Origin of the sequence: Phenylobacterium sp. (genome assembly GCF_036563285.1) — a bacterium.
Taxonomy (GTDB): Bacteria; Pseudomonadota; Alphaproteobacteria; order Caulobacterales; family Caulobacteraceae; genus Phenylobacterium.
Genome location: NZ_DATCMR010000006.1, coordinates 15,371 through 41,592 on the forward strand (window position 1 = coordinate 15,371; position 26,222 = coordinate 41,592).

Below are 26,222 nucleotides of genomic sequence, written 5' to 3' on the forward strand. Positions count from 1 at the left end.
AGGCCCCAAGGCCAGCTCAACGCCTGAGGCGTCGCTTCGGAGCCCTACATGACCCCGGCGCGCAGGATGTCGTGCACGTGGAGGATGCCGACGGGCTTTCCGTGGTCGACCACGAACAGCACGGTCACCGCCGGCGGCGGATCGCTCATCAGCGCCAGCGCCTCGGACGCGAGCAGGTCCGGCGGCACGGTCTTCTTTGGCCCGGGCGTCATCACCTCGCCGGCGGTGTGGTCCAGCAGGCCCTCGATGTGGCGGCGGATGTCGCCGTCGCTGATGGCGCCCAACAGCCGGCCATCCTTCACCACGCCCACGATCCCCCAGCGCTTCTCGGTCATCACCAGCAGCGTCTCGCGCATGGGGGTGTCCGACGTGACCAGCGGCAGCTCGTGCTCGCCGTGCATCAGGGCTCTGGCGGTGAGCAGCATGGCCCCCAGCTTCCCGCCCGGGTGGAAGACGTGGAAGTCAGACGGCTTGAACCCGCGCCTCTCCAGCAGCGCCACGGCGAGCGCGTCGCCCAAGGCGATCTGCAGGGTGGTGGACGTGGTGGGGGCGGAGACCTCCGAGGTCGCCTCCGCCGCGTCGGCCAGCCTCAGCACCACGTCGGCGGCGCGTCCCAGCGCGCTCGCAGGGTCGGCGGTGATGGCGATCAGCGGGATCTTGAACCGGCCGGCATAGGCCAGGATGTCGGCCAGCTCCTTGGCCTCGCCCGACTTGGACAGGCCGACGATGACGTCGTTCTCGGTGACCATCCCGAGGTCGCCGTGGCTGGCCTCCGCCGGGTGGACGAAGAAGGCGGGCGAGCCCGTGGAGGCAAAGGTGGCGGCGATCTTGCGCGCCACGTGGCCCGACTTGCCCATGCCCGTGCAGATGATGCGCCCCTTGGCGGCAAACAGCAGGTCCACGGCCCGGGCGAAGTCGTCTCCCAGGGCCTCAGCCTGGGCCGCCAGCGCTTCGGCCTCCTGGGCCAGCACGCGGCGTCCCACGGCGGTCGGATCGAAGCCAGCGGTCATTGCGAGGGGGCGATCGCCTGGGTCTGCAGCTCCCGGATGGCGTCGCGCGCCCGCTTGTCGCGTTCCTGGGCGGCGTTGTGTTCGCGCAGGATCTTGGCCTTCATCTCCGGGGTCTGCTGCACCGGCGTGTGCCCGAACGGCCCCGGCGAGCGGGCGCCCAGCCCCTGCGGCCAGACCATGGCCAGCGCGATCACCAGCAAGGTGACGGCGCCGAGCAGCGGCAGGTAGAGGCGGTCGAGCATGGCCGCGGGTATAGCGGCTGGCTTTCCGCCGTGCTAGCGGGCGGCCCCGATCACCGAAGGAGGCCCCGCTTGCCCACGCTCATCCTGCTGCGCCACGGCCAGAGCCAGTGGAACCTGGAAGACAAGTTCACCGGCTGGGTAGACGTCGACCTGACGCCCCAGGGCGAGGCGGAGGCGAGGAAGGGCGGCGAGCTGATCAAGGCCGCCGGCGTCGCCATCGACGCCTGCTACACCTCCGTGCTGACGCGGGCGATCCGCACCTCGTGGCTGGCGCTCGCCGCCGCGGGCCAGACCTTCGTGCCGGAGATCAAGGACTGGCGGCTCAACGAACGCCACTACGGCGGCCTCACCGGCCTCAACAAGACGGAGACGGCCGCCAAGCACGGCGCGGACCAAGTCAAGGTCTGGCGCCGCTCCTACGACATCCCGCCGCCGCCGATGGAGGCGGGCTCCGAGTATGATTTCTCGAAGGACCGCCGCTACGCGGGCGCCGTGCTGCCGGACACCGAGAGCCTCAAGACCACCCTGGACCGGGTGCAGCCCTACTGGGAGGCCGAGATCGCGCCCGCGCTGGAGAGCGGCAAGACCCTGCTGGTCGCCGCACACGGCAACTCTCTGCGGGCCATCGTGAAGCTGCTGTTCGGCGTCTCGGACGACGCCATCGTCGGTGTCGAGATCCCCACCGGCAACCCGCTGCTGATCGAGCTGGACGCCGGCCTGAAGCCCACTGCAGCCCGCTACCTCGACGAAGGGCGAGCGCAGAGCCTGCCGGCCCTGTGAGCGAGGCCCACCGTCAGACCGCGGAGGACGAGGCGCTGATGCGCCGCGCCCTCGAGCTTGCCCGCACCCGCCTGGGCCTGACCGGCGAGAACCCCGCCGTCGGCTGCCTGATCGTCCAGGGCGGCCAGGTGGTCGCCGAGGCGGTCACCGCGCCGGGCGGCCGGCCGCATGCCGAGGAACAGGCCCTCGAGGCCGCCGGGGCCTCCGCCCGGGGCGCCACCGCCTACGTCACCCTGGAGCCCTGCGGCGCGCGCTCCTCTGGCGCGGCGTCCTGCTCGGAGCGGCTGGCCGCTGCGGGGATCGCCCGGGTGGTGATCGGCTGCGAGGACGCCTCGATCCTGGCGTCCGGCCTGGGGACCCAGCGGCTGAAGGACGCCGGCGTCGCCATCACCCTCGACGTCCTGCGCACCGAGGCCAGCGCCCTGTACGCCGGCTACCGTCCGCGCACCCGTTAACGCCTAACGGAAATCGATCGTTAAGCGCGGCGGGGTACGCTTTGCGTGCATGCCCGTCGCGCCCGCCCACAGCCTCGTCGTCAAGCGCCTGACGCAGAAGGACGTCGACACCCTGTGCGCCCGGCACGACCGGCTGTGGAGCTCCAAGCCCGGCGGCGCCCGGGCCGTGTTCGCCTGGATGGACCTCTCGGAGGTCAATCTTTCGGGCCGCAACCTCTGCAACGCCGACTTCACCGGGGCCGTGCTCGCCGACTGCAAGATGGTCGGCGCCCGGCTCGACCACGCCACCCTGTTCGGGGCCGACCTGCATGGCGCCGACCTCACCGAGGCCTCCATGCGCCGCTGCGACCTGCGCGGGGCCTCCCTGCGCGGCTGCAACCTGACCGGCGCCGACCTCTTCGAGGCCGACCTGCGCGAGGGGGCGCTCGCCGCCGCCGACCGCGCCTTCGGGTTCCGCATGCTGGAGCCCAAGGCCCGCCCCGGAGAGGTGCAGGGCGCCAGCCTGATCGGCGCCAACCTCGAGCGCACGCGGCTGTCCGGCATCATGGCCCAGCGGGCCGACTTCACCGACGCCATCCTGAAGGACGCCAAGCTCATCCGGGCGAACCTGAAGCAGGCCACCATGAAGGGCGCCAACCTCTCGGGGGCGGACCTGTCCGGCGCGGATCTCGCAGGCGCCGACCTGCAGGACGCCGTGCTCGTGGGCGCCAAGACGCTGGCCTGGAACATCATGGACGCCAACATGGCCGGCGTGCTCACCGACGCCCCGGCGGGCCGGCCGCAGGGCGAGGACGCCTACCACATCATGATCCAGGAGCACGCCCGCTGGTGCGCGTCCGGCGGCGCGGAGGGCCATCCCTCCAGCTTCGACAACGCCGACCTGCGCGGCCTGCCCACGGTGCGCGGCTTCAACCTCACGGCCCTGCCCGCGAAGGGCGCCATCTTCTACGGCCTCGACATGGAAGGCGTGCAGCTGCAGGGCGCCCATCTCGAAGGCGCCGACCTGCGCAACTGCAACCTGCGCCGCGCGGACCTGCGGGGCGCGCGGCTGGTGCGCGCCAAGCTCTCCGGCTCGGACCTGCGCGAGGCCCAGATGGGGCCTCTGCTGATCAACTCGGACCGGGTTCTGCCCTGCGACCTCACGGGCGCCAACCTGAAGGGCGCCGACCTCGCCGGCGCCGACCTGCGTCAGGCAGTCCTGGAGAGCGCCGACGTCAGCCGCGCGAACTTCACCAACGCCCTGCTCAAGCAGGTGAAGATCACCGGCGCCACACGCACCGGCGCCCGCGGCCTCGACGAGATCATCTGACGACGAAAAAGGCGGCGCCTTGCGACGCCGCCCTCGTCGGTTGAGCTGAGAGGCTCCGGCTGCTTACGCGGCCTTTTCGCCTTCGATCAGGGTCGACTTGCCCTGGCCGTTGATCTCGATCCGGCGCGGCTTCAGCGCTTCCGGAAGCTCGCGCTTCAGGGAGATCGACAGCAGGCCGTCGGCCAGGCTCGCGTCGGTCACCACGACGTAGTCAGCCAGCTGGAACCGGCGCTCGAAATTGCGCTCGGCCAGGCCGCGATGCAGGTAGCGGCGCTGATCGTCGTTGGCGGCCTTGCGGCCCTGCACGGTGAGGAGGTTCTCCTTCACCTCGACGTTGAGTTCTTCGGGACGGAAGCCCGCCACCGCGATCTCGATGCGGTAGGCGTTCTCGTCCACCCGCTCGATGTTGTAGGGCGGGTAGCCCGTGGCCGCCTCGTTCGTCGCCGCGTCCAGCAAGTCAGCCAGACGGTCGAAGCCCACGACGGAGCGGTAGAGCGGGGAAAAGTCGATCGTACGCATGCGGTTCACATCCTTCTCTTCAAGCAAGGTTGCGTATGGATTGGGTCGTCGGCCGAGCCTGTCAGGCCTCGTCCAGCGCCCAGAAGGCCCGGAAATCCAGCGCCTTCGCCGATAGAGGTAGGTGGGGCGAAAAGCCGTTCAAGAGGTCCCCAAACGGGGCCTTGCCAGCGCGCTCGCGCGCTCTAGGGTTGAGCCTCACAAGAACGCCAATCGAGAACACTGGGAGAGACGCAGACATGCTTCGCGCCTTCATCGCCGCGCCCGCCTTCGCCATGCTGATCGCCGCCGCCCCTGCCGTCGCCGCCGACGCCAAGCTGAAGGCCGCCGTGGCGAGCCCCGCCCGCGCCGCCGAGCACAAGGCCCGCGACCAGTTCCGCCACCCCGAGCAGACGCTCACCTTCTGGGGCCTGAAGCCGAAGCAGACGGTGATCGAGGTGTCGCCGGGCTCCGGCTACTGGACCGAGATCCTCGCGCCCTACGCCAAGGCCACCGGCGGCCGGTACGTGGCCGGCGTCGCCGACCTCGATAATCCGAAGATCTCGGAAGGCGCCAAGCGCGGCCGCGCCGCCTTCGAGGCCAAGTATGCTGACCAGGCGAAGTGGGGTCAGATCACCTACGCCAACTTCGGTCCGCAGTCGAAGCCGCTCGGCGCCCCCAATTCCGCCGACATGGTCATCACGGCGCGGAACATCCACAACTTCATGTACCAGAACGCCCTCGATAAGCTGATGAAGGACTTCTACGACGTCCTGAAGCCGGGCGGCGTACTGGCGGTGGAGGAACACCGCGCCGACCCCCGTCCGGAGAAGGCGAACGTCTCCGACGGCTACGTGGCAGTGTCGACCGTCGTGGCTGCGGCCGAGAAGGCCGGTTTCAAGCTGGCCGCCAAGTCGGAGGTGAACGCCAACCCGAAGGACACCAAGGACCATCCCTTCGGCGTCTGGACGCTGCCGCCCAGCCGCAACACCGCGCCGAACGGCCAGCCCGCCAACCCGCAGTTCGAACGCGCCAAGTACGACGCGATCGGCGAGAGCGACCGGATGACGCTGCGCTTCGTGAAGCCGAAGTGACGAGCCGCCATCTGGCCGCCCACATTCCCGGCGCAGCGTCGGGGCACATGACCCGTGCGCTCGTCCTTTCCCGCCGCTCGATGCTGCTGGGCGCCGCCGCGCTCAGCGCCTGCGGGCGCAAGCCGCCGGCCAGGTCGGAGCCGGAGGCGCCGGCGGGTCCGGTCACGCTCGAGGCTGCCGTCGCCGGCGCCTGGCGCACGCCGGAGGACCGCGCGCGCGACGCCTTCCGCCATCCGGTCGAGAGCCTGAAGTTCTGGGGCTTGAAGCCGGGCCAGACGGTGGTCGAGTTCTGGCCAGGCGCCGGCTGGTACACCGACATCATCGCGCCGTTCCTCGCCGCCACCGGCGGCCGGCTCTACGCCGCGCACTTCGAGCCTGACCCCGCCGACACCGCCGGCGCGGTGGTCGCCGAAGCGTTCCGTAGACGGATCAATGCCAATCCGAAGCTGTATGGCCAGGTGCAGGTCACCGCCTTCGGTCGCACGAGCGGCGAGGTGGCGCCGGCGGGCTCGGCCGATCTCGTGCTCTTCCTGCGCAACCTGCACAACTGGATGGCGGCCGGCATCGCGGAGAAGGCGTTCCGCGATGCGTTCGCCGCGCTGAAGCCAGGCGGCGCGCTCGGCGTGGAGGAACACCGCGCGCGCGGCGGCGGCGTCCCGGATGTTCTGGCTACGGACGGTTACGTCGAGCAGGCATATGTCGTGAAGCTCGCGCAGGAGGCCGGGTTCCAGCTCGCGCAGGCGAGCGAGATCAACGCCAATCCGAAGGACACGCGCGATCATCCGTTCGGTGTCTGGACGCTTCCGCCGGTGCGCAGGTCTTCGCCGAGAGGCCAGCCCGACAATCCGGAATTCGACCACGCGAAATACGATGCGATCGGCGAAAGCGACCGAATGACGCTTCGCTTCGTCAAGCCTGCAACCCAGCAGAGCTAGCGGTTTACTTCACTCGCGTCTGAGGTGAAGCTTCCGGCCGAGTCGGGAGTGTGTTCGCGCATGGCGACGCTCGAAGAATTGACGGATCGGATCCGGCGCGCGGCGTCGTCCGATATCGCTCTCGACAAGACCATCAAGCTCGATCTGAAGGGCGAAGGCGTCATCGTCATCGATGGCGCGAACGTATCCAACGAAGACCGCAAGACGGACCTCGTGGTCACCATCAGCCGCAAGGATCTCGAGGCCCTGGGCAAGCGCGAGCTCGACCCTATGCGCGCGATAATGACCGGTCGGATGCGTCTGTCCGACATGGGTTTGGCCATGAAGCTGCAGCCGCAGATTCAGGCTTTATTTTCAAAGGCATCTTAGGTGTGGGGGAATGGCTGATTCGGCGCCCCTGGTTTCGACCCCTCAGAACCCCGCCCCGGCGGGGGCTGTAGCCGAGTGGTTCAAGGGCTCCGGAGGCGCAAAACTGCGGGCCGCGATCTTCCGTCCGGAAGGCTCTGCACGCGGATCGATCGTGCTCTCCGGCGGTCGCACCGAGCCGATCGAAAAATATTTCGAGACCATCGAGGACTTCCGTTCGCGCGGCTTCGTGGTGCTCGCGCACGACTGGCGGGGCCAGGGATTTTCTGCTCGCTCGTTGGGCGATCGGCTGAAGGGCCACGCGAAAGGCTATCAGGCCTTCCTCGACGACTTCCGCGCTCTGCTCGGCGCCTTTGCGGACCGTCTGCCGAAGCCGTGGATTGCGGTGGGCCACTCGATGGGCGGCTGCCTCACGCTGCTGTCGCTGGCGCACGGCGAGGACCGCTTCGCCGGCGCGGTGTTGTCGGCGCCGATGCTCGGCATCCGCACCGGCGCCGTGCCGATCGGCCGTGCACGGATGATGGCGCGCATGCAGGTGCTGTTCGGCCGCGCCGCGCACTACGTTCGCGGCGATCCCGGCAAGCCGTTCGATGTGGACTTCGCGTCCAACGCGCTGACCCACGATCGCGCGCGCTTCGAGCGCACGTGCGCGCTTTATGCGGCCGAGCCCGACCTGGCGCTCGGCGCGCCGACGTGGGGCTGGCTCGACTTCGCGTTCCGCGCCACCGCCTACCTCACCAGACCCGATCGGCTGCACAGTGTCACCGTCCCGGTGATCATCGTCTCCGCCGAAGACGACAAGCTGGTCGACAACGCCGCGCAGGCTTCTGCGGCCCGGCACCTCCCGCAGGGCAAGCTCATCAACGTGCCCGGCGCCTACCACGAGATCCTGATGGAGAGGGATGAGATGCGAAACATATTCCTTAGGGCCTTCGACGCGCTAACCGGCCGCGTCGCGCCGAAGCCCGCCTCGACCGCGAAAGCGGTCGGGACAACCCAGGCGGCTCCGGCCGCCGCCGCGGCCGCGAGTCCACCACTTCTACCGGTCGAGGCGCCCAATGCGGGCGTCGCGGCCATTTCTTCAACTGAAACTGGAGCTAACGACATGGCGAAAGCCGCTACTGCCAAGAAGCCCGCTGCGAAGAAACCCGCCGCGGCGAAAGCCAAGCCCGCCGCGGCCAAGAAGCCGACGGCCGCGAAGAAGCCGGCGACGGCTGCGAAGAAGCCCGCCGCCAAGAAGCCGGCTGCGAAGCCCGCCGCTGCGAAGAAGCCTGCGGCCGCCAAGAAGCCGACCGCCGCCAAGAAGCCTGCGGCCAAGAAGACCGTAGCCAAGAAGCCCGCCGCCAAGCCGGCGGCTGCGAAGAAGGCGCCGGCCAAGACGACCGCCGCCAAGAAGCCGGCTGCGAAGAAGACCGTCGCGAAGAAGCCGGTCGCCAAGAAGGCTCCGGCCAAGAAGGTCGCCGCCAAGAAGCCGATGGCGAAGAAGGCTCCGGCGAAGAAGAAGTAAGCAACACCAGTACGAGCGGGGTGGGGGGCGTAACTTCCCCACCCGCTGCGTTCCTCGCCCTCTCTCACGGGAGGGCTTTATTTTTGCGGGGCGCCCCTCAGCGGGCGGACCTCTTCAGCGCGACGAGCGCCTCGTCGAGGCAGGCGCGATCGCCTGCGATGGCGATCTGGCCGCCGTCGACGGGGCAGGGCTCCCCGCGCCAGTCGGTTACGATGCCGCCGGCGCCCTCGATCACCGGGATCGCCGCCAGGACGTCCCAGGTCTTCAGGCCCGCCTCGATCACCAGGTCCATGGTGCCGGCCGCGACCATCGCATAGGCGTAGGCGTCGCAGCCCAGGCGGGCCAGCCGCGCGGCCGCCCGCACCTGGGTCCAGGCGCCGTGCTCCGCGCCCGAGAAGCACATCTCCGGATCGGTCGTGGCGATGATGGCGTCGGTGAGCTTCGGGCATGGCCGCACCCTCAGCGGCCGCTCGCCCTCGCGCGCGATCAGCCGCGAGCCGCCGGCGTGGCCAATGTAGATCTCGCCCAGGTAGGACTGGCCGATGGAGCCCAGCACCGGCCGCCCGTCGTGCTTAAGCCCGATCAGGGTGCACCACAGCGGCAGACCGGCGATGAAGGCTCGCGTCCCGTCCACCGGGTCCAGCACCCACACGAACTCAGCGTCGGGCCGGTCCGCGCCATATTCCTCGCCGATCACCCCATGCTCCGGATAGCGCTCGGAGATCAGCGCCCGTATCGCCCGCTCGGCGCCCTTGTCGGCCTCGGTGACGGGATCGAAGCCCCGCTCGCCGGCCTTGCCGATCTTGTCGGTCAGCCCGTGCTGGCCCCGGAACAGCGGTGCGATAGCCGCGCCGGCGGCGCGGTTCAGCTCGATCAGGAAGGCGTCGAGCTCTTCCAGCAGGGCAGGGGAGAGGGCGGGCATAGCCCGCCCTTTAGCGGCTTCAGATCTCGCTGTCGCCGTTCAGCGACTTGGCCAGGTCCAGCAGGCGACGGCGGGGCCGCTCGCCGAGCTGGTAGTAGGCCTGGATCAGGTCGCGGGTCTCCTTCCGCGCCATCATGTCGGTCCCGCCTGCCTCTCCGCCCGCCTCGATCTGCTGCCGCTGCTCCGCCGAAAGCCCTTCGTAGAAGTAGCTCACCGGCACCTCGAGCACCTCTGAGAGCTGCCAAAGCCTCGCCGCCGACATGCGGTTGGCGGCGCATTCGTACTTCTGGATCTGCTGGAAACGCACGCCGCACGCGCCCGCCAGCTGCTGCTGGGTGAGGCCAAGCAGGCGGCGCCTGCGTCGGAGCCGGCGCCCCAGATGGATGTCGATCTCTTTGCTCATGCCTACAATCGGCCCTTCGACGCCCCTGTGTCCCACGGCGGGACGGTCGGCTTAACCGTCGCAAGTCGCTTGCCAGGGGAAACTCGTCTCGGCGTTTGCACTCGCCGGGGGACGCGACCTAGTTAAGGACCATGGCGCAGGAGAAGCCTTCCCTGGGGCAGGACATCGTCTGGCGGCTGGAGGCCTTCGCCTACGACGTGGCCGCGGGCCTGGCGCGCCTGTTCCCCATCGACGCCGTCTCCGATTTCGGGGCCTGGCTGTTCAGTCGCCTTGGGCCGATGACCAGCGCCGCGCGCGTCGCCGAGACCAACCTGCGGATCGCCTTCCCCGAGGCGCCCGACGAGGAGATCGAGCGGCTGAAGGCCGAGCAGTGGAAGCACCTGGGCCGCTGGTTCGCCGAGTTTCCGATCCTCGACCGCATCATCGCCGATCCTGCCCGCGTAGAGGTCGTGGGCCCCGAGCGCCTCGCGGCCATTCGCGACGTCGCCGGCCCCGTGGTGTTCATCTCCGGCCACTTCTCCTCGTTCGAGATCATGCCGGCGGTGATCATCCACTCCGGCGTCACCTGCCAGATCACCTACCGGGCCACCAACAACCCGCACGTGGACGCGCGCATCCGCAAGAGCCGCTTCCGCTACGGCGTGCGGCTCTTCGCGCCCAAAGGGACCGACGGGGCCCGCGAGCTGATCCGGGCGCTGTCGCGCGGCGAGTCCGTGGCGCTGATGAACGACCAGAAGTTCAACGGCGGCGTCGCCGCCCCGCTGTTCGGCGTCATGGCGCACACCGCCCCCGGCCCATCCACGTTCGCGCTACGCTTCGGCGTACCCATCCAGCCGATGAGCGTGCAGCGCAAGGAGAAGGCCCGCTTCCGCGTGGTGGTCCACGATCCCTTCACCCTCGACGACACCGGCGACCGCGACGCTGACATCAGGCGCGGCGTCGAGCGCATCAACACCTTCATCGAGGAACGCATCCGCGAGCGGCCCGAGGAATGGTTCTGGGTCCACAAGCGGTGGCCCAACGAGCACTACAAGCGCCGGCGGGGCTAGCCGTTGGTCTCCCGCCAGCGCTTCAGGGCGTCGGCCGGGGTGGCATAGGCCTCCTGCAGGGGCACGCTCCAGTAGCGCAGCTGGTCCAGGGGGATCTTCACGCCCGTGACGGCGCACAGCACGTAGCGGCCGGGCTTGAGGATCGCGAACTCGCCGTCGCCGTAGTGCAGCTTGGCGATGTCGTTGGCGGCGAAATCCTGGGCGTTCATGGCGGCCTAATTAAACCTTCGCTGCGCCTCAGAACAGATCGCCCTGCGCCGGCGACGGCGTTTTCGCCCTTGGCCTCGCCGGTTTGGCGGGCTCGGCCTTCAGCGGATCGGGGGTCACGCCGTCGACCACGGCATTGCGGGTCACCTCGTCGCCGAACTTGATCGCCACGGCCTCGCCGCGCTCCAGCTCCGCCCCGGCGCGCACGATGGAGCCGTCGGCCCGCGTCACCCGCGCGAAGCCGCGCTTCAACGGCCGCTCGGGATCGACCGAGGCGTAGAGCTTGGCGAGCGACGCGAGCCGCTCCGACGTGCGCTCCAGCTTGCGCTCCACCGCCGGCTGCAGCCGGGCCGTCACGCCGTCCAGCCGCTGCTTCTGCACCGCCTGCGGCCGCTGCAGCAGCAGCGGCGAGAGCCTCGAGGCGACCCGCACCAGGTCGCGCTCGTGGGCCGCGGCGTTCTTGGCCAGGCCCGCGGCCAGCCGGCCGGAGACGATGTCGAACCTCTGTTCGGCCAGCCGCACCAGGTCCGGCACACGGTCGAGGGCGCGCTTGGCATGCGCCACCTTCGCCCGGCGGTCCTCCACGGCGCGTCCGCCGCAGCGGTGCATGCGCGCCCCGTAGTCGGCCACCAGCGCCTTCAGCTCGGCCAGGACGGGCGTGGCCATCTCGGCCGCCGCCGTGGGCGTCGGCGCGCGGCGGTCGGAGACGAAGTCGATGAGCGTGGTGTCGGTCTCGTGGCCCACGGCGCTGATCAGCGGGATCGTGCAGTCCGCCACCGTCCGGGCCAGGGTCTCGTCGTTAAACGGCCAGAGGTCCTCCACCGAGCCGCCGCCGCGCGCCACGATCAGCACGTCGGGCTTCGGCACGGGGCCATTTGGGTCAAGGGCGCAGAACCCGCGGATCGCGGCGCAGACCTGCCCCGCCGCCGCGTCGCCCTGCACCACCACCGGCCAGACCACCACCCGGCATGGCCAGCGGTCGCGGATGCGGTGCAGGATGTCCCGGATCACCGCGCCGGTGGGCGAGGTGATCACCCCGACCACGGCAGGCATGGGCGGGATCGGCCGCTTCCGCTCGGGCGCGAACAGCCCCTCGGTCTGCAGCTTCGCCTTCAGCCGCTCGAGCTGGGCCAGCAGGGCGCCCACGCCGGCGGGCTCCATGGTCTCGATGACGATCTGGTAGCGCGACCCTTGCGGATAGGCGGTGATCTTGCCGGTGACGATGACCTCGAGGCCCTGCTCCGGACGCACCTGCAGCCCCCGGACCTGCCCCTTCCAGACGACCCCGTCGATCGCCGCGCGGTCGTCCTTCAGCGTCAGGTAGACGTGGCCGTTGGAGTGGTGGGTGACCTTGGAGAGCTCGCCGCGTAGCCGCACGAAGCCGTAGGCGTCCTCCAGCGTCCGCTTCAGCGCAAACGCCAGCTCCGAGACGGAGTAGGGCCGGGCATTGCCGGACGCCTCGGCGGAAGGGGCGGGTTCGCTCATCGGCCAAACCTAATGGCGGGAACTTCTTTTCCCAATGCGTCCGAATGGGAAAGGGCGCGCCCGGTCTCCGAAAGCTCTCGCTCCCGGACCAGACGCGCCCCCATCCCCAACGGATCGACAGGCCGCGCTTGACGCGGATCTCAGATGTAGCGGCGCAGGCTCCGGGCGAGCTCGGAGGCGCTGGACTTCTTCTTGGCCGACGGCGGCTGGTAGGCCACCTGGCTGTGCTCGTGGCAGTAGGGGCCTTCGCCGGAGCGACGGCCGCAGAAGGTGAAGCTCTCCAGGGCCGGGTCGCCGATCGGCCACTTGCACATGTGGGCGCCCAGCGTCAGCACCGTGGCCATCCCCGGGGCCTCTTCCACGTAGCGGACCGGCGTCGGTTGGGCGTGCATCACCGGCTCGGCGATACGGCGCGGGGCCGACGGGGCGGCGGTGACCGGACGCGCCGGGCGCGGAGCCTTGAATACAGTGCGGGCAGGCTTGGAGGGCGTCGCGCGGCCGGAGAGGCCCAGGCGGTGTACCTTGCCGATCACCGCGTTGCGGGTGACCCCGCCTAGCTGCTTGGCGATCTGACTGGCGCTGAGGCCGTCCTGCCAGAGCTTCTTGAGGAGTTCGACCCGTTCGTCCGTCCAGCCCATGCTCGCCTCCCAGCGGCCCCGGCGGACGCCCCCGCGTCCAGTAAATCCGGGATCAACATCTTGTGGCGCCCAGCGTCTTCAGCGCCTACCAACCACTAGGAATGGTAACCAAGTCCTTAACGGCCACAATAGGCGCCCTGCTCTTCATCCACAGGAACTAGATGTTGCGTCAGCCCGCCGCAGGCTTGCGGGCTTGCGCGCGTGAGCGCACATCGGGGGCATGAAGGACGTGCCTCTTGCCGAAGTCGTGCTGCCGCCCGAGCCCCGCGCCTACCACGGGGTCAATTGGGAGGGGCTGAAGACCCTCTACCTGCGCGAGGTCCGCCGCTTCATGAAGGTGGGCATGCAGACGCTGGCCGCCCCAGTGGTCACGGCGCTGCTCTATATGCTGGTGTTCGTGGTGGCGGTCGGCGGCGGGCGCGCCGTGCACGGGGTTGAGTACGGGACCTTCGTGGCGCCTGGCCTGATCATGATGCAGATCCTGTCGAACGCCTTCGCCAACTCGTCGTCCAGCCTTCTGCAGGCCAAGTTCAACGGCCTGATGGGCGACTTCATGACCCCGCCGCTCACGCCCATGGAGCACCTGCTGGGCTTCGGCGGCGGCGCGGCTACACGAGGCATCGTGGTCGGCGCGGTCGCGGGCCTGGCGGTCCTGCCCTTCGCCCGTCTGCCCATCGAGCAGCCCTGGGCGGTGCTCTACTTCGGCCTCGGCGCGGCCCTGATCATGGGCTTCATCGGCATCATGGCCGGGCTGTGGAGCGAGAAGTTCGACCACATGGCCGCCGTCACCAACTTCGTCATCATGCCGATGACGTTCCTGTCGGGGACCTTCTACCTGGTGGAGCGCCTGCCGGAGCCGTTCCGCACGGCCAGTCACTTCAACCCGTTCTTCTACCTGATCGACGGCTTCCGCTACGGCTTCATCGGCCAGGCGGAGAGCAATCTGGCGGTGGGCGTCGCCATGACGGCCGCCCTGACGCTCGCGACCGGGTTCGTCGCGTTCCGCATGTTCCTGACCGGCTACAAGATAAAGACCTGACGTTGACTCCCCGGCCCTAGAGGAACAAAAGGCCAAGCCTTCCAGTCCCCGTGCCGCAGCGGCCGGGGACGGTTCCGTTCTGGAGGGCCATCTCGGTGACCGAAACCGCCACCCCCGCCGTTCCCAGCGACCACATCATGGGCGTCTACCAGCGCGCCCCGCTGGCGTTCGAGCGAGGCGAGGGCGTGCGCCTCTACACCGAAGACGGCCAGGAATACCTGGACTGCATGGCAGGCATTGCGGTGACCGCGCTCGGCCACAGCCATCCCAAGCTCGTGCAGGCGGTGAAGGACCAGGCCGAGAAGCTCTGGCACACCTCCAACATCTTCCGCATCCCGGGCCAGGAGCAGCTGGCCACCATGCTGACGGACGCCACCTTCGCCGACGTGGTGTTCTTCACCAACTCGGGCGCCGAGGCGATCGAGTGCGCCATCAAGACGGCGCGCAAGCACCACTGGGCCAAGGGCCAGCCGGAGCGGATCGACATCATCGGCTTCGACGGCTCCTTCCACGGCCGCACGATCGCGGCGATCTTCGCGGCGAACAACCCGAGCTATGTGGAAGGCTTCGGCCCACCCCCGCCGGGCTTCGTGGGCGCGAAGTTCGGCGACCTGGACGCACTGAAGGAGCTGGTCGGTCCCACGACGGCGGCGATCCTGCTGGAGCCCGTGCAGGGCGAGGGGGGCGCACGATCGTGGACCGAGGCGCAGCTGCAGGCCATCCGTCGGCTCTGCGACGAGACCGGCACGCTGCTGATCTACGACGAAATCCAGTGCGGCCTCGGCCGGACCGGCAAGCTGTTCGCCTACGAGTGGGCCGACGCCCCGCCCGACATCATGGCGGTGGCCAAGGCGCTCGGCGGCGGTTTCCCGGTGGGCGCGTGCCTCGCCACGGCGGATGCGGCGCGTGGGATGACGCCGGGCAGCCACGGCTCCACCTACGGCGGCAACCCGCTGGCCATGGCGGTGGGCGTCGCCTCCCTGGAGGAGCTGCTGAAGCCCGAGCTGATGGCCCACGTCCGCGAGGTCGCCGGCTACTTCAACCAGCAGCTCACCGGCCTGAAGGACCGCTTCCCGGACGTCGTCCTCGACATCCGCGGCAAGGGGCTGCTGATCGGGCTGAAGCTCGCCACGCCGAACCGCGAGTTCATGCAGCACGCCCGCGACGAGCACCTGCTGATCGCGGGCGGCGGCGACAACTGCGTGCGCCTGCTCCCGCCCCTGGTGATCACCCAGGAAGACGCCCGCGACGCCATCGCCCGCCTGGAGCGCGCCTGCGAGGCGGCCCGCGCCAAGGCCAAGGCCGCCGCGTGACGCAGGTCCGGCACTTCATCGACCTGTGGCGGATGGACGGCGCGGACCTCCGCGCCATCCTCGACGACGCCCGCGCACGGAAGGCCGCCCGCCTCGGCTGGCCCAAGGGCAAGCCGGACGCGGACCGCCCGGGCGATGGCCGGACCCTGGCGATGATCTTCGAGAAGCACTCCACCCGGACCCGCTTCTCCTTCGACGCGGCCATGCGCCAGCTGGGCGGCGACGTGATCATCTCCAACGCCCAGGAGATGCAGCTCGGCCGCGGCGAGCCCATCGAGGACACCGCCCGCGTCCTCTCCCGCATGGTCGACGCCATCATGATCCGGGCCAACGACCACGAAGACGTCGAGCGGCTGGCGCTCACCGCGACCGTGCCGGTCATCAACGGCCTGTCCGACAAGGGCCACCCCTGCCAGATCCTCGCCGACCTGCTCACCATCGAGGAGCACCGCGGCCGCATCGAGGGCAAGACGATCGCTTGGGTGGGCGACGGCAACAACGTCTGCGCCAGCTTCATCCACGCCGCGCCGAAGCTGGGCTTCAAGCTGAACATCGCCTGCCCGGCTCTGTATCACCCGGACCTGCACGACCTCGCCCGCGCCGCCGAGCAGCAAGGCCGCGTCGAGGTGACCGAGGACCCGCGCGCCGCGGTGGCCGGGGCGCACGCCGTGATCACCGACACCTGGGTCTCGATGGGCGACACCGACCACGACGAGCGCCTGGACGCGCTGGAGCCCTACCAGGTGGACGAGAAGCTGATGGACCTGGCCGCCGGCGAGGCCGTCTTCCTCCACTGCCTGCCCGCCCACCGCGGCGAGGAGGTGACGGACGAGGTGATCGACGGGCCTAAGAGCCTGATCTGGGACGAGGCGGAGAACCGCATCCACGCCCAGAAGTCCATCCTCGCCTGGTGCTTCGGCGCGATCTGAGACGACCTGCGGCCATCCGGCCCATCCCCGCTGGGCGGCGATAGGCTCAAGCTCGAATCCGGGAATCGCCTACCTATATGGGGCCGATGTCTAATCCTGCTTCCGTTCCTGACGACGTGGTCGGCGCCTTCCAGATCGAAGGCGAGCCGGTGCGCGGCCGCCTGGTGCGCCTCGGCGCCTCCGTCGACGAGATCCTGCGCGCCCACGACTACCCCGAGCCGGTGGCCAACCTGCTGGGCGAATGCTGCGCGCTCGCGGCGCTGGTGGGCTCCAACCTGAAGTTCGACGGCCGCCTGATCGTCGAGGCCCGCGGCTCCGGCGCGGTGCGCTACGTGGTGGCCGACTACGACACCTCCGGCGGCCTGCGCGGCTACTGCCGGTTTGACGCCGACGAGGTGGCGCAGGCGTCCGCGGGCTTTGCCCGTCCCGGCGCGCGCAGCCTGCTGGGCGACGGCATCTTCCTGATGACCGTGGACCAGGGCCCGGAGATGGACCGCTACCAGGGCATCACCCAGATCGAGGGCGAGACGCTGGCGCTGTGCGCCGAGCAGTACTTCGCCCAGTCGGAGCAGACCCCGACGCGGGTCCTGCTGGCGGTCGGCGAGGCCGACGCCGGCGAGGGGCGGACGTGGCGCGCCGGCGGCGTGCTGATCCAGAACATCGCCGAGGACGCCGCCCGCGGCTCCACCGAGGAAGCCTGGACCCGGACGCAGGCCTTCTTCGAGACCATCGGCGAAGACGAGCTGATCGACCCGGAGCTGTCGTCCAACCACCTGCTCTACCGCCTCTTCCACGAGGACGGCGTGCGCGTGTTCGGCTCCAAGCCGCTGCACGCCTTCTGCCGCTGCTCGCAGCAGCGGATCGAGACGGTGCTGAAGTCCTTCCCGCGGGAAGAGCGCGAGGACATGGTCGAGCCCGACGGCCTGATCCATGTCACCTGCGAGTACTGCAGCCGCGTCTACGCGGTCTCCCCGGAAGAGCTCGAGAAGGCGGCCTAGGCCGCGTCCAGCGCCCGGCTCACGTCGCGCACCAGGTCACGGGCGCCTTCCAGGCCGACGCTCATCCGCACCCAGCCCTCGGTCAGCCCGATCGCCAGCCGCTCGGCCTCCGGCATCGAGCGGTGCGTCGTCGTCGATGGGTGCGTGGCCATGGACTTGGCGTCGCCCAGGTTGTTGGAGATGTCGACGATCTGCAGCGCGTCGAGGAAGCGCCAGGCGGCCTCCCGGCTGCCGAGGTCGAAGGCCAGCACGTTGCTGCCGCCGCTCATCTGGTTGGCGATCAGGTTGGCCTGCGGGTGGTCGGGCCGGCCGGGATAGCGGATCTCGGAGACCTTGCGGTGGTTCGCGACCGCCTCGGCGACCTTCGCGGCGTTCTCCGTCTGGCGCCGCACCCGCAGTTCCAGCGTCTCCAGCCCCTTCAGCAGGACCCAGGAGTTGAACGGCGACAGCGCCGGCCCCGTGTGCCGCAGGATGTCCTTGTAGGCCTCGGTCATCAGGTCCGCGGCGCCCAGGATCGCCCCGCCCAGCACCCGGCCCTGGCCGTCGATGTGCTTGGTGGCCGAATAGACGACGATGTCGGCGCCCAGCGCCAGCGGCTGCTGGAAGATCGGTGTCGCGAAGACGTTGTCGACGATCAGCTTCGCGCCCGCGGCCTTGGCGATGTCCGCCACCGCCCGGATCGGCGTGACCTCCAGCAGCGGATTGGCCGGGCTCTCCACCAGGAAAGCCTTGGTGTTCGGCCGCACGGCCTCGCGCCAGGCCGTGGGGTCGGTAGCGTCGACGTAGGTGGTCTCCACCCCGAACCTGGGCAGCCACTCCGAGATGATCCACCGGCACGAGCCGAACAGGGCGCGGCCCGCCACCAGGTGGTCGCCCGCCCGCAGCAGCCCGGTCAGGGCCACGTGCACCGCGCTCATGCCGGATGCGGTGGCCCGGCACATCTCGGCGCCTTCCAGCAGCGCCAGCCGCTCCTCGAACATCTGCGTCGTGGGGTTGCCGAAGCGCTGGTAGATGAACCCCGGCCCGCCCGCGAACCGCTCGTCGGCGGCCTGGGCCGTGTCGTACGAGAAGCTCTGCGTGAGGAAGAGGGCCTCCGAGATCTCGCCGTGCTCGGAGCGCGCCATGCCCCCGCGGACGGCCCGGGTCTCGATCTCCCAGTCGCGCGGATCTTCAGCCATGGCGGGTCCCTCCCCGAAAATGCGAGGCGCATCAACGGCAGGCGAGGGGGGCAGGTCAACCCAGCTCTCCTGCAAGGCCCCTTGCCAGACTCTCGTTCCGCGTTAAGTCTGCGCCGCCCATGAGCGAAAACCGCCCGGGCATCCTGCCCTGCCAATCCATCGAGGCCCTGATCGACCAGGGCGCCATCCTCACCGAGGACGCCTTCGACACCGACCAGGTGCAGCCGGCGAGCCTGGACCTGCGCCTGGGCGCCAAGGCTTGGCGCGTGCGCGCCTCCTTCCTGCCCGGCGCGGGCCGCACCGTGAAGGAGCGCATCGCCGAGGTTGCGATGCACGAGCTCGACCTCACCAAGGGCGCGGTGCTGGAGCGCGGCTGCGTCTACATCGCCGAGCTGCAGGAGCGGCTGAAGCTGCCGGCCGGGGTCTCCGCCCGCGCCAATCCGAAGAGCTCCACGGGCCGGGTCGACGTCTTCGTCCGTCTGCTCTCCGACGGCGGGATGGCGTTCGACGACGTGGCAGAAGGCTACTCCGGCCCGATCTATATGGAGGTCGCTCCGCAGACCTTCTCGGTCCTTGTCCGCCGCGGCACGCGCCTCAACCAGCTGCGCCTCAAGCGCGGGATCCCTGAGCGCCTGCGCACCGAGAGCGTCGGCGTCGACCTGACCGGCGAGGTGGCGGGTTTCCGCGGCCGCCGTCATGCCCCCGTCGTCGACCTCGACAAGGAGGACGGCCACGACCCGCGCCAATACTGGGAGCCTTTGATCCCGCAGAACGGCCAGCTGCTGCTGGACCCCGGCGAGTTCTACATCCTGGCCTCGAAGCAGGCGGTTGAGATCCCCGTGCTCGAGGCCGCGGAGATGACGCCCATCGACCCCTCGGTCGGCGAGTTCCGCGTCCACTACGCCGGCTTCTTCGACCCCGGGTTCGGGACCGACGAGGCGCACGGCAAGGGCTCCAAGGGCGTTCTGGAGGTTCGCAGCCACGAGACCCCATTCATCCTGGAGGACGGCCAGACGGTCGCCCGCCTGGTCTACGAGCCCCTGACGGAACGGCCGGAGCGGCTGTACGGCGACCTCGGGTCGCATTACCAGCGCCAGGGGCTCAAGCTATCCAAGCACTTCAAGGTCTGGGGCGAATAACAACGAGATAACCCCAGTCCCACGAGTTCCGGGGGGCGTGAGTGGGCTGGCTCAAGGCCGCATGTGCTGCGGCCGCGATCCTGATCGGGGGACTTGGAGTGGCCGGGGCCGCGGGGGCGGCTCCGGCCCTCTGGGTGGTCAAGGACGCCGACTCCGAGATCTACCTTTTCGGCACCCTGCATGCGCTGGATCCCGCCACCCGCTGGCGCACGCCGCTCTACGACCAGGTCTACAGCCGCGCCCAGGCCGTCTGGTTCGAGGCCGACATCGACCGGGCCGACGCCCAGACGGTGCTGTCGATCGTCGACCGCTACGGCGTCGACCGCCAGCGCCGGCTCTCCCAGAAGCTTCCCGCCGCGGACCTCGCCGCGCTCAGCCGCCAGGTGGACGTCGCTCGCATCGACCACCTCCGCCCGTGGGCTGCGGCCCTGATGCTGTCCATGCAGCCGATGATGGGCCGTGGCGCCAGCGTCGAAGCGGGGGCGGACCTCACCATGACCCGCGCCGCCCGCGGCCAGGCCAAGCGCATCCGCACGTTCGAGAGCCTGGAGGACCAGGCCCGTCTGTTCGCCGAACTGCCAGAGGACGCCGAACTCGAATATCTCTGCGACGTGATCCGCGAGCGCTCTGCGCCGACTCGCGTCGGCTTCCGCCGCAGCGAGGTCTCCCTGGAGAAGGCCTGGGTCGACGGAGACCTCGCCCGCCTGGGCGACGGCCTGGTCGGGGAGCTTCGCGGCGAGAACCCCGCCTTCTACGAAGCCCTGCTGAAGCGCCGTAACCTCGCGTGGGCCCACACCCTCGCCGAGGCGATGGCGGGGCGGGGGGTCGAACTGGTCAACGTCGGCGCCCTGCACATGGTCGGCTCCGACGGGCTCCCCGCCCTTTTGCAAGCGCGCGGCTTCACGGTGGAACGCATTCAGTAGCAAGCAAGCACGACATTCTGTCATGGGTGCTTGACAGACAACCAGGTGTCATGTTTCCTTGTCAGCAAGACAAGGGAGCTTTGCATGACCTGGCTTCGATCTCCACCGGTGTTGTTTGTGGTCCTCACTCTCGTGGCGGCAGCCGTACTGGCTGGCATCTGGTTACTGCCGCAGGGTTCGCCCTTCTTGCTGCCGGTCTCTCTGGGCGGGGTCGTAGCGCTCGGCTGGCTCATCGACCGCTGCTGGAAGCGCCTGGATGAGGCGGCCAAGGCTGCGCAGCAGGCGGCCTGGTTCTGGGGCGGGTCGACCGGCATGGGCTTGGCGCTTGGGATCCTATCCCCGCCACATGGCCGCCTCTTCTCCCCGCCGGAGCTGCCGCCCGACACCTTGATGTTCGGCGGCGGGCTCTTCGTCATAGCAGGGGGCATCGTCGGCTGGCTCATCGCCTGGGGCGCCTGGTGGCTGCGCCACAGATGAAGAACCGTCTCAAAGTGCTGCGCGCGGAGCGCAACTGGAGCCAGGCCGACCTCGCCCAGCGGCTCGACATCTCGCGCCAGAGCATCAACGCCATCGAGACCGGCAAGTACGACCCGTCCCTGCCGCTCGCCTTCAAAATCGCCCGCCTGTTCGACATGGCGATCGAAGCCATCTTCGAGGCCGACTAGCGGGACGAAGCGTCGCGCGGCCCCACCCTGGTCCCGCCGCAAGCGCGGGCGAACATCACATCCTTCGGAGTGCTTCACCTATGTTGTCCTCGACCACCCGATTCCTGCGCCGCGCCCTTGCCGCCCTGGTGCTGCTGGCGGCCACCCCGGCTGCGGCCGAGCCCGCCCTGTGGGCCATCAAGGACGCGGATTCCACGATCTACATCTTCGGCACCGTCCATGCCCTGAAGCCCGATGTTGCGTGGCGTTCGGAGAAGGTCACGAAGGCGCTCGCCGAGAGCAAGGAGCTGGTGATCGAGGTGGTCGGCGCCGACGACCCTGCGGTCATGCAGCCGCTGATCGTGAAGTACGGCCTCGACCCGTCCGCGCCGCTATCGCGCAAGATCTCGGCGCAGGACAAGGCGAGGCTTACCAAGGCGCTCGCGGAGATGGGCGCGCCGCCCGAGGCGGTCGAGCCCATGCGGCCGTGGCTCGCCGCGATCACGGTGGCGCTCCAGCCGATCCTCAAAGCGGGCTACGACCCGACGAAGGGCGCCGAGGCCATCCTGACGGCCGAGGCCAAGGCCGCCGGCAAGGTGGTGGGCTCGCTGGAGACGCCGGAACAGCAGCTGCGGTTCTTCGCCGACCTGCCCACGACGGTGGAAGTCGCCCTGCTCAAGTCGACGCTGGACGATGTGGACGAAGGCCCGGCCCTGCTCGACCAGATGGTCGCCTCCTGGACGGCCGGCGACCAGAAAGGCCTGGAGGAGGCGTTCGTCGGCGACATGCGCCGGGAGTATCCCGAGCTCTACGCCGCGCTGATCGCGGGCCGCAACGCCGTATGGGCTCGGCAGCTGAAGCAGAAGCTGGCGGGCTCCGGCGTGAGCTTCGTGGCCGTCGGCGCCGGCCACCTCGTCGGCCCTGAGAGCGTGCAGGCCGAGCTGGCCAAGCTGGGCGTCAAGGCGGAGCGGCGCTGAAGGGAAGGACCTCCTTCAAGCGCCAGCCGCCGCCGAACTTGGCGTAGATCTCGGCGCGGTCGATCCGCTCGATCAGGGGCAGGTCGGCCGCGAACCGCTTGGCCACCGCGCCCTGGGCCGCGTCCAGGTTGTCGCCGCCCTGCACCAGGGTGACGTGGAAGATGTGCTGCGGATGCTCGGGCTCCGCGCCCGGACATGCGGCGAAGCAGGCGTCGGCCAGCCGCTGAAGCCGATCCGACGGGTGGGCCAGAAGGTACAGCACCCGGGCGGCCTCGAACCGGCCGAAGCCCTCCAGAGTCAGTTCAAACGGCGCCTCCGCCGCGAACACCGCCCGCAGCCTCTCGAGCCGCTCCCCGAACTCCGCCATGGCCGGCAGCGGGTGGGCCAGGGTGACGTGGGCCGGCACATAGGCCGTGAGCTCATGGACGTTGGCGCGCCGCAGGTCGCCAAACAGGCGCTCGGCGCGGTCGAGCGGCAGGACGAGGGCGGTGCGCTCCGGCTCCACCTAGGCGGCGTCGTCCCGCGTGTAGATCGACCGCTTCGGAGCCTCCATCACGCGGCGCATCATCGGCACGAAGGCGTCGAGCGGCATGGTGTCGTAGGCCGGGTCGAACGAGTTCTGGTCGTAGAGGTGGCAGAACTGGGCGCAGTGCTCGAAGTGGGGGTGGCCGCGGAACTGCTCGCGCATGTCGCGGTCGAGACCCAGGTGGTGGAAGAAGTAGTAGCCCTGGAAGACGCCGTGGTGCTCCAGCATCCAGTGGTTGGCGTCCGAGACGTAGGGCTTCAGGATCGCCGCGCCCATCTCGGCATGGCTGGCCGGCAGCAGGATGTCGCCGATGTCGTGCAGCAGGGCGCAGACCACATATTCCTCGTCGCGGCCGTCGCGGTGCGCGCGCGTAGCGGTCTGCAGCGAGTGCTCGAGCCGGTCGACGGCGAAGCCGCCGTGATCGCTGTCGAGCAGCTTCAGGTGGTCCAAGATGCGGTCGACGTGACGGCCGCGCTCGGCGGCGTTGGCCCGGCTGATCGCCTGCCAGTCCTCCAGCGTCCCTTCGGTCATGGCGTGGAACCGGGCGCGGTCGATCACGGCAGCGTCGTCGGCCATGGCGGCCTCCCTCGTGGTTTGCGCCATGGTGCGGCCGCGGCGCTGGCCCGTCAACGCAGGGCCCGGCACGCCTCGCAGAACCGGTCCACGTCGTCTTCGTCGTGGTAGATCGAGAGCCCCACCCGCAGCACGTCGTTGCGCACGTCGGTGATCACGTCCCGCGCCATCAGCTGCGCCTTCCAGCTCTGGGCGTCCGGGTGGCGGAAGGCGAGGAAGCGGGCGTGCGGATCGCGGCCCGGCGGGTTGATGAGCTCCGCGTCGCGGAGCGGCCCCGTGGCGGCGAGCCTGCCCTGCAGCTCCGCCACATGTGCCGCCACCACCGCGGTGGCCAGGCCCTCACGCTCCAGCATCTCGCCGGCGGCGACGAACCTGTAGAGGCCGGAGGGGTCAAAGGTCGCGCCGAAGAACCGGGTGGCGTCGCGGGCGAAGCCGACGCCGCCCGGCGGGCCCTCCAGGTTGCCGAACTCCGCGTACCAGCCGCTCACCGCCGGCCGCTTACCGAAGCCCGGCGGCGCATGAAGAAAGGCCGCGCCTTCCCCCGCCATCGCGTACTTGTAGCCGCCGGCGATGTAGAAGACCCGGCCGGCCACGGCCGAGAGGTCCGTCGGCGCCGCCCGGAAGCCGTGATAGCCGTCCACCACCAGCCACGGGCCCTCGGGCCGGGCCAGGTCCGCCAGGTCCCAGACGTCGTCGAAGACATGGCCGGTCTTGAAGAAGACCTGGCTGGCGAAGACCAGGTCCCAGGCGCCTTCCCGCGCGGCCCGCGCGAAGCGCTGTGGGAAGTCCTCGAAGGGGTCGGCCGGCACGAGGGTGAGCTCGATCTCGCCGGTCTCGGCCCAGCGCGCGGCCTGCCGCCGGAATGAGTGGAACTCCCCGTCGGTGGCCAGCACCCGCACCGGCCGCCGTTCGATCGCCGAGACGAGGCTGACCAGCAGGCCATGGGTGTTCGGCGCGAAGACGACGGTGTCGGCCGAAGGCAGGTTCAGCTCGCGGGCGACCAACGCCTGGGCGGCCGGCCAGACCTCGTCCATCACCCGGTCCCACTTGCGGTCGGCGAGCTCCGCGGCGTCGAGCCAGGCGCGCTGCTGCGCCTCGAAGGTGACGTCGGGCCACAGGTGATGGCTGTGCGCGGCCATGTGCAGCCGTCCGGGCGCCAACCCGAACGCCCGGGTGAACAGGTCCTTCCGCGCCGTCACAGGCGGGTCCTGAGCGTCCACAGCTCCGGGAAGCAGCGGCGCGACAGCGTCCTTTGCAGGTAGCTCACGCCCTCCGTGCCGCCCGTGCCGGGTCGACCGCCGATGATCCGCTCCACAGTGAGCACGTGCTTGTGCCGCCAGGTGAGCAGGGCGTCGTCGAGGTCCACCAGCTTCTCGGCCAGTTGGTAGAGCTCCCAGTACCGTTTGGTGTCGCGATAGACGGCCAGCCACGCCTCCTCGACGGCCGCGGAGGGCGCGTACGCCTGGCTGACGTCGCGGTTCAGCACCTCGTCCGGAACGGCCAGTCCGTGCGCCGGCAGCTGGGCGATGGCCACGTCGTAGAGGCTGGGCGTCTCCAGCGCCGCCTTCAGGTGCGCCAGCGCCTCAGGCCGCTCGCCGTGGAAGCGCAGGAAGCTGTCGTCCTTCAGGCCGAGCAGGTACTCGAGCGTCCGGAACTGGTGCGACTGGAAGCCGGAGCTCGTCCCCAGCTCCTCGCGGAAGCTGAGATAGTCGGCCGGCGTCATGGTCGCGAGCACGTCCCAGGAGAGCGTCAGGATCGTCTGGATGCGCGAGACCCGCGCCAGCGCCTTGTAGGCCGGCTCCAGGTCGCCAGCGCCGACCAGCCGCCTGGCCAGCTCCACCTCGTGGATGATCTCCTTCAGCCACAGCTCCTTGGCCTGGTGGATGACGATGAACAGCAGCTCGTCGTGGCGCTCGCTGAGCGGCCGCTGGGCGGCGAGCAGCTCGTCCAGCGCCAGGTAGCGCGCATAGGTCATGGGTTCGGACATGGCCGGACCCTAAGGCCAAGGCGAAGGCGACAGAAGGCCCCCTTGGCCGCCGCCGCGCTCGCCGCTATGGAGGGAGCCGCGCGGCCGTAGTTCAGAGGTAGAACGTCAGCTTCCCAAGCTGAATGTCGGGGGTTCGATTCCCCCCGGCCGCTCCAACCCTCCAAGAGAGCCCCAGATGCCCCAGGTGAGCGCCGGCGTGCTGGTCTGGCGGCGCGGCGCGGCGGGGCCCGAGTTCCTGCTGGTGCACCCCGGCGGTCCGTTCTGGCAGGAGAAGGACGCGGCGGCCTGGTCGATCCCGAAGGGGCTGGTGGACGAGGGCGAGGAGATCCACGCCGCCGCCTTGCGCGAGTTCGAGGAGGAGCTGGGGCAGGCGATCTCAGGCCCCTCCGAGGCGCTGGCGCCGGTGAAGCTGCCCGGCGGCAAGTGGGTGCACGCCTGGCTGGTCGAGGCAGACCTCGACCTCACGGACCTGAAGAGCAACGTCTTCGAGATGGAGTGGCCGCCGCGCTCAGGCCGCCGCACGAGCTTCCCGGAGGTGGACCAAGCCGCCTACGTCCCGGCGGAGCAGGCGCTGGTGAAGATCCACAAGGGCCAGCGGCCGATCATCGAGGACGCGCTGAGGCGTCTCGCGCCGAGCCGCTAGCGCTGGCGGTCTCCTGCGGCTTGGCGGGCGGCCGGCTCTTGGCGATCGTTGTCGGCGGCGCCGCGGCGGGGGCCGGAGCGGTCCGCCGCTCGGGCATAGCGGTGTACTGCACGGCGAACAGGTTGCATGCGGCGGGGTAGCCCTCCACCACGCTGGCGCGGATGATGTTGCGGTAGCCGACCTCGGCGCGCAGCTCGCAGTAATAGGTCTGGCCGCTGAGGATCACCGCGCGGCGCCACACGTAGTAGGGCTTTCCGTCCAGCTGGACGCGCTCGTCGTACCGGCCGAACAGGTTGAGCGCGGTGTCCAGTTCGCGGCCGTCCAGCGCCGTCGGCGCGTCGACCACCGGCGCGGTCGCGCACCCGGCGAGAAGCAGCAAGGCGGAGAGAGCGATAGCCCGCATGGGATCCCCGACGTGGGCCCTCCCTGCCGCGACGGCAGAGCTGGCGCCAGAGC

32 protein-coding genes and 1 tRNA gene are annotated in these 26,222 nt (G+C 69.9%); 19 read left to right on the plus strand and 14 right to left on the minus strand.

Going from position 1 to position 26,222, the window contains the following annotated elements; genetic code table 11:
- Positions 1-44 precede the first annotated feature (44 nt).
- Both VIL76_RS04765 and VIL76_RS04770 read right to left on the minus strand, forming a co-directional pair.
- Entirely contained in the window at positions 45-1,010 is a 966-nt protein-coding gene (locus VIL76_RS04765) for a KpsF/GutQ family sugar-phosphate isomerase (RefSeq protein WP_332043853.1), read from the minus strand.
- Positions 1,007-1,252 (minus strand): hypothetical protein, encoded by a 246-nt coding sequence (locus tag VIL76_RS04770; protein ID WP_332043854.1) that lies wholly within the window; start codon positions 1,250-1,252, stop codon positions 1,007-1,009. Before VIL76_RS04770 ends, VIL76_RS04765 begins: the two co-directional genes overlap by 4 nt.
- Before the next feature lie 69 nt (positions 1,253-1,321).
- On the opposite strand from VIL76_RS04770, the gene gpmA reads away from it, so the two are divergent.
- Genes gpmA through VIL76_RS04785 form a run of 3 tightly spaced genes read left to right on the plus strand, consistent with a single transcriptional unit; the run spans position 1,322 to position 3,796 of the window.
- The gene (gene gpmA / locus VIL76_RS04775; RefSeq protein ID WP_332043855.1) at positions 1,322-2,032 is read left to right on the plus strand and encodes a 2,3-diphosphoglycerate-dependent phosphoglycerate mutase; all 711 of its coding nucleotides are present in this window, start codon (positions 1,322-1,324) and stop codon (positions 2,030-2,032) included.
- On the plus strand, positions 2,029-2,487 hold the full coding sequence (locus VIL76_RS04780; protein WP_332043856.1) for a bifunctional diaminohydroxyphosphoribosylaminopyrimidine deaminase/5-amino-6-(5-phosphoribosylamino)uracil reductase RibD: 459 nt from the start codon (positions 2,029-2,031) through the stop codon (positions 2,485-2,487). Before gpmA ends, VIL76_RS04780 begins: the two co-directional genes overlap by 4 nt.
- A gap of 49 nt (positions 2,488-2,536) precedes the next feature.
- Entirely contained in the window at positions 2,537-3,796 is a 1,260-nt protein-coding gene (locus VIL76_RS04785; protein ID WP_332043857.1) for a pentapeptide repeat-containing protein, read from the plus strand.
- A 63-nt stretch (positions 3,797-3,859) separates the two neighbouring features.
- Here the strand turns inward: VIL76_RS04785 and VIL76_RS04790 are convergent, their stop codons facing one another.
- Entirely contained in the window at positions 3,860-4,315 is a 456-nt protein-coding gene (locus VIL76_RS04790; protein WP_332043858.1) for an Hsp20 family protein, read from the minus strand.
- A 236-nt stretch (positions 4,316-4,551) separates the two neighbouring features.
- Here VIL76_RS04790 and VIL76_RS04795 point away from each other — a divergent pair, with 236 nt between their 5' ends.
- The 4 genes from VIL76_RS04795 to VIL76_RS04810 are packed head-to-tail and all read left to right on the plus strand — an operon-like array spanning position 4,552 to position 8,193.
- A complete protein-coding gene (locus VIL76_RS04795) occupies positions 4,552-5,385 on the plus strand; it encodes a class I SAM-dependent methyltransferase (protein ID WP_332043859.1) in 834 nt (277 codons plus the stop codon).
- Positions 5,386-5,432: 47 nt separating this feature from the next.
- The gene (locus VIL76_RS04800) at positions 5,433-6,320 is read left to right on the plus strand and encodes a methyltransferase (protein WP_332044534.1); all 888 of its coding nucleotides are present in this window, start codon (positions 5,433-5,435) and stop codon (positions 6,318-6,320) included.
- A 60-nt stretch (positions 6,321-6,380) separates the two neighbouring features.
- Positions 6,381-6,689 (plus strand): SCP2 sterol-binding domain-containing protein, encoded by a 309-nt coding sequence (locus VIL76_RS04805; RefSeq protein ID WP_332043860.1) that lies wholly within the window; start codon positions 6,381-6,383, stop codon positions 6,687-6,689.
- A 10-nt stretch (positions 6,690-6,699) separates the two neighbouring features.
- Positions 6,700-8,193: an alpha/beta hydrolase gene (locus tag VIL76_RS04810; protein ID WP_332043861.1), complete on the plus strand. Its 1,494-nt coding sequence runs from the start codon at positions 6,700-6,702 to the stop codon at positions 8,191-8,193.
- Between the two features lie 97 nt (positions 8,194-8,290).
- On the opposite strand, the gene hisN is transcribed toward VIL76_RS04810, so the two are convergent.
- A complete protein-coding gene (gene hisN / locus VIL76_RS04815; RefSeq protein ID WP_332043862.1) occupies positions 8,291-9,115 on the minus strand; it encodes a histidinol-phosphatase in 825 nt (274 codons plus the stop codon).
- A 19-nt stretch (positions 9,116-9,134) separates the two neighbouring features.
- Positions 9,135-9,518 (minus strand): helix-turn-helix transcriptional regulator, encoded by a 384-nt coding sequence (locus VIL76_RS04820; RefSeq protein WP_332043863.1) that lies wholly within the window; start codon positions 9,516-9,518, stop codon positions 9,135-9,137.
- A gap of 131 nt (positions 9,519-9,649) precedes the next feature.
- On the opposite strand from VIL76_RS04820, the gene VIL76_RS04825 reads away from it, so the two are divergent.
- On the plus strand, positions 9,650-10,567 hold the full coding sequence (locus tag VIL76_RS04825) for a lysophospholipid acyltransferase family protein (RefSeq protein WP_332043864.1): 918 nt from the start codon (positions 9,650-9,652) through the stop codon (positions 10,565-10,567).
- On the opposite strand, the gene VIL76_RS04830 is transcribed toward VIL76_RS04825, so the two are convergent.
- From VIL76_RS04830 to VIL76_RS04840, 3 genes are all read right to left on the minus strand, one after another.
- Complete coding sequence (locus tag VIL76_RS04830; protein ID WP_332043865.1) at positions 10,564-10,776, minus strand: DUF2093 domain-containing protein; 213 nt, start codon at positions 10,774-10,776, stop codon at positions 10,564-10,566. The genes VIL76_RS04825 and VIL76_RS04830 overlap by 4 nt on opposite strands.
- A 28-nt stretch (positions 10,777-10,804) precedes the next feature.
- On the minus strand, positions 10,805-12,259 hold the full coding sequence (gene xseA, locus VIL76_RS04835) for an exodeoxyribonuclease VII large subunit (protein ID WP_332043866.1): 1,455 nt from the start codon (positions 12,257-12,259) through the stop codon (positions 10,805-10,807).
- A 140-nt stretch (positions 12,260-12,399) separates the two neighbouring features.
- Complete coding sequence (locus VIL76_RS04840; RefSeq protein WP_332043867.1) at positions 12,400-12,897, minus strand: GcrA family cell cycle regulator; 498 nt, start codon at positions 12,895-12,897, stop codon at positions 12,400-12,402.
- A gap of 220 nt (positions 12,898-13,117) precedes the next feature.
- Between VIL76_RS04840 and VIL76_RS04845 the strand changes: the two genes are divergently transcribed.
- The 4 genes from VIL76_RS04845 to VIL76_RS04860 all read left to right on the plus strand — a co-directional run bounded on the left by VIL76_RS04845 (position 13,118) and on the right by VIL76_RS04860 (position 17,176).
- Entirely contained in the window at positions 13,118-13,936 is an 819-nt protein-coding gene (locus VIL76_RS04845) for an ABC transporter permease (RefSeq protein ID WP_332043868.1), read from the plus strand.
- Positions 13,937-14,073: 137 nt separating this feature from the next.
- A complete protein-coding gene (locus VIL76_RS04850; RefSeq protein WP_332044535.1) occupies positions 14,074-15,249 on the plus strand; it encodes an aspartate aminotransferase family protein in 1,176 nt (391 codons plus the stop codon).
- Positions 15,246-16,178: an ornithine carbamoyltransferase gene (argF, locus tag VIL76_RS04855; protein WP_332043869.1), complete on the plus strand. Its 933-nt coding sequence runs from the start codon at positions 15,246-15,248 to the stop codon at positions 16,176-16,178. The genes VIL76_RS04850 and argF overlap by 4 nt, the downstream gene beginning before the upstream one ends.
- Before the next feature lie 77 nt (positions 16,179-16,255).
- Complete coding sequence (locus VIL76_RS04860; protein WP_414695412.1) at positions 16,256-17,176, plus strand: Hsp33 family molecular chaperone; 921 nt, start codon at positions 16,256-16,258, stop codon at positions 17,174-17,176.
- On the opposite strand, the gene metZ is transcribed toward VIL76_RS04860, so the two are convergent.
- Complete coding sequence (gene metZ, locus VIL76_RS04865; RefSeq protein ID WP_332043871.1) at positions 17,173-18,354, minus strand: O-succinylhomoserine sulfhydrylase; 1,182 nt, start codon at positions 18,352-18,354, stop codon at positions 17,173-17,175. The two genes, VIL76_RS04860 and metZ, sit on opposite strands and share 4 nt — an antisense overlap.
- 119 nt (positions 18,355-18,473) lie before the next feature.
- Between metZ and VIL76_RS04870 the strand changes: the two genes are divergently transcribed.
- The 5 genes from VIL76_RS04870 to VIL76_RS04890 all read left to right on the plus strand — a co-directional run bounded on the left by VIL76_RS04870 (position 18,474) and on the right by VIL76_RS04890 (position 22,037).
- Positions 18,474-19,493, plus strand: coding sequence for a 2'-deoxycytidine 5'-triphosphate deaminase (locus tag VIL76_RS04870; protein WP_332043872.1), 1,020 nt, complete (start codon positions 18,474-18,476; stop codon positions 19,491-19,493).
- A 41-nt stretch (positions 19,494-19,534) separates the two neighbouring features.
- On the plus strand, positions 19,535-20,416 hold the full coding sequence (locus VIL76_RS04875) for a TraB/GumN family protein (RefSeq protein ID WP_332043873.1): 882 nt from the start codon (positions 19,535-19,537) through the stop codon (positions 20,414-20,416).
- Between the two features lie 186 nt (positions 20,417-20,602).
- Entirely contained in the window at positions 20,603-20,893 is a 291-nt protein-coding gene (locus VIL76_RS04880; RefSeq protein WP_332043874.1) for a hypothetical protein, read from the plus strand.
- Complete coding sequence (locus VIL76_RS04885) at positions 20,890-21,081, plus strand: helix-turn-helix transcriptional regulator (RefSeq protein WP_332043875.1); 192 nt, start codon at positions 20,890-20,892, stop codon at positions 21,079-21,081. The genes VIL76_RS04880 and VIL76_RS04885 overlap by 4 nt, the downstream gene beginning before the upstream one ends.
- Before the next feature lie 80 nt (positions 21,082-21,161).
- Positions 21,162-22,037, plus strand: a complete 876-nt coding sequence (locus VIL76_RS04890) for a TraB/GumN family protein (protein WP_332043876.1) — start codon at positions 21,162-21,164, stop codon at positions 22,035-22,037.
- On the opposite strand, the gene VIL76_RS04895 is transcribed toward VIL76_RS04890, so the two are convergent.
- From VIL76_RS04895 to VIL76_RS04910, 4 genes are read right to left on the minus strand one after another with little or no spacing between them, the layout of a single operon-like run.
- A complete protein-coding gene (locus VIL76_RS04895; RefSeq protein WP_332043877.1) occupies positions 22,018-22,542 on the minus strand; it encodes a 2'-5' RNA ligase family protein in 525 nt (174 codons plus the stop codon). The genes VIL76_RS04890 and VIL76_RS04895 overlap by 20 nt on opposite strands.
- Positions 22,543-23,139, minus strand: a complete 597-nt coding sequence (locus tag VIL76_RS04900) for an HD domain-containing protein (RefSeq protein WP_332043878.1) — start codon at positions 23,137-23,139, stop codon at positions 22,543-22,545.
- Positions 23,140-23,189: 50 nt separating this feature from the next.
- A complete protein-coding gene (locus tag VIL76_RS04905; protein ID WP_332043879.1) occupies positions 23,190-24,356 on the minus strand; it encodes a class V aminotransferase in 1,167 nt (388 codons plus the stop codon).
- Positions 24,332-25,123: a tryptophan 2,3-dioxygenase gene (locus tag VIL76_RS04910; RefSeq protein ID WP_332043880.1), complete on the minus strand. Its 792-nt coding sequence runs from the start codon at positions 25,121-25,123 to the stop codon at positions 24,332-24,334. Before VIL76_RS04910 ends, VIL76_RS04905 begins: the two co-directional genes overlap by 25 nt.
- A gap of 80 nt (positions 25,124-25,203) precedes the next feature.
- Between VIL76_RS04910 and VIL76_RS04915 the strand changes: the two genes are divergently transcribed.
- Positions 25,204-25,278: transfer RNA gene (locus VIL76_RS04915), tRNA-Gly, on the plus strand.
- A gap of 20 nt (positions 25,279-25,298) precedes the next feature.
- Positions 25,299-25,766, plus strand: coding sequence for an NUDIX domain-containing protein (locus VIL76_RS04920; RefSeq protein WP_332043881.1), 468 nt, complete (start codon positions 25,299-25,301; stop codon positions 25,764-25,766).
- Here VIL76_RS04920 and VIL76_RS04925 read toward each other — a convergent pair.
- Positions 25,726-26,169, minus strand: a complete 444-nt coding sequence (locus VIL76_RS04925) for a hypothetical protein (protein ID WP_332043882.1) — start codon at positions 26,167-26,169, stop codon at positions 25,726-25,728. The two genes, VIL76_RS04920 and VIL76_RS04925, sit on opposite strands and share 41 nt — an antisense overlap.
- Positions 26,170-26,222 lie beyond the last annotated feature (53 nt).